Annotated in this window: 1 protein-coding gene; it reads right to left on the bottom strand. The window is 61.3% G+C overall.

The window, feature by feature from the left end; genetic code table 11:
• Positions 1–129: 129 nt before the first annotated feature.
• Complete coding sequence (gene psbA, locus CJZ80_RS14750) at positions 130–1,209, bottom strand: photosystem II q(b) protein (RefSeq protein WP_094515008.1); 1,080 nt, start codon at positions 1,207–1,209, stop codon at positions 130–132.
• Positions 1,210–1,355 lie beyond the last annotated feature (146 nt).

The following is a 1,355-nucleotide window of genomic DNA, read 5'->3' as shown; positions in this document are numbered from 1 at the left end:
CTGCGCCTAACCCCATCCACCTCTCCCTGCTTCCTGCCAAAAAAAAGCCCCCGCAATCTGCGGGGGCTGCTGATCGATCGGTGTTCTTCAACCTGTCTTCAATGAAAACCTGTTGAGGAACGTAGGGGATCAGCCGATCGCCGGAGCGGTCAGGGCCACAGGGGTGACTTCGGCAGACGCCAGGTCGAGTGGGAAGTTGTGCGCATTGCGCTCGTGCATCACTTCCATGCCCAGGCCTGCACGGTTCAGCACATCCGCCCAGGTGTTCACCACACGGCCTTGGCCGTCGAGGATCGACTGGTTGAAGTTGAAACCGTTCAGGTTGAAGGCCATCGTGCTCACGCCCAGGGCGGTGAACCAGATGCCCACCACCGGCCAGGCGGCCAGGAAGAAGTGCAGGCTGCGGCTGTTGTTGAAGGAGGCGTACTGGAAGATCAGGCGACCGAAGTAGCCGTGAGCAGCCACGATGTTGTAGGTCTCTTCTTCTTGGCCGAACTTGTAGCCGTAGTTCTGGCTTTCGCTTTCGGTCGTCTCACGCACCAGCGAGCTGGTGACGAGCGAACCGTGCATGGCCGAGAACAGGGAGCCGCCGAACACACCAGCCACACCCAGCATGTGGAAGGGGTGCATCAGGATGTTGTGCTCCGCCTGGAACACCAGCATGAAGTTGAAGGTGCCGGAGATGCCGAGGGGCATGCCGTCAGAGAAGGAACCCTGACCGAAGGGGTAGATCAGGAACACGGCGGAAGCAGCGGCCACAGGAGCGCTGTAAGCGACGCAGATCCAGGGGCGCATGCCGAGGCGGTAGGAGAGTTCCCACTCGCGGCCCATGTAGCAGAAGATGCCGATCAGGAAGTGGAACACCACCAGCTGGTAAGGACCGCCGTTGTACAGCCACTCATCGAGGCTGGCGGCTTCCCAGATGGGGTAGAAGTGCAGGCCGATGGCGTTGCTGGAAGGAACAACGGCGCCGGAGATGATGTTGTTGCCGTACATCAGCGAACCGGCGACCGGCTCACGGATGCCGTCGATGTCGACAGGGGGGGCAGCGATGAAGGCCACGATGAAGCAGATCGTGGCGGCCAGCAGGGTGGGGATCATCAGCACACCGAACCAGCCCACATAGAGGCGGTTGTTGGTGGAGGTGACCCACTCGCAGAACTGGCTCCATGCAGACGCGCCTTGGCGCTGCTGAAGAGTGGTGGTCATGAGAGCGTTGGGTGTGGCCCCCGAAGGGGTCGGTTAAGTAAGGCGAAAGCGTCGGGGGAACGTCCCCTCCGCAGGCCGGAGCCTTTCGCCTGACGCAATGTAACAGCACATTGCGGGATGTGTGGGGCGCTTAAGGTTTGGCTTCG

The organism is Synechococcus sp. MW101C3, from assembly GCF_002252635.1.
In the GTDB taxonomy this organism is placed as follows: domain Bacteria; phylum Cyanobacteriota; class Cyanobacteriia; order PCC-6307; family Cyanobiaceae; genus MW101C3.
This window is presented reverse-complemented; position numbering and strand designations above follow the sequence as displayed.

Excerpts from the sequence above, each read along its gene's own strand:
- psbA (WP_094515008.1), bottom strand. The coding sequence starts at position 1,209 with ATGACCACCACTCTTCAGCAGCGCCAAGGCGCGTCTGCATGGAGCCAG.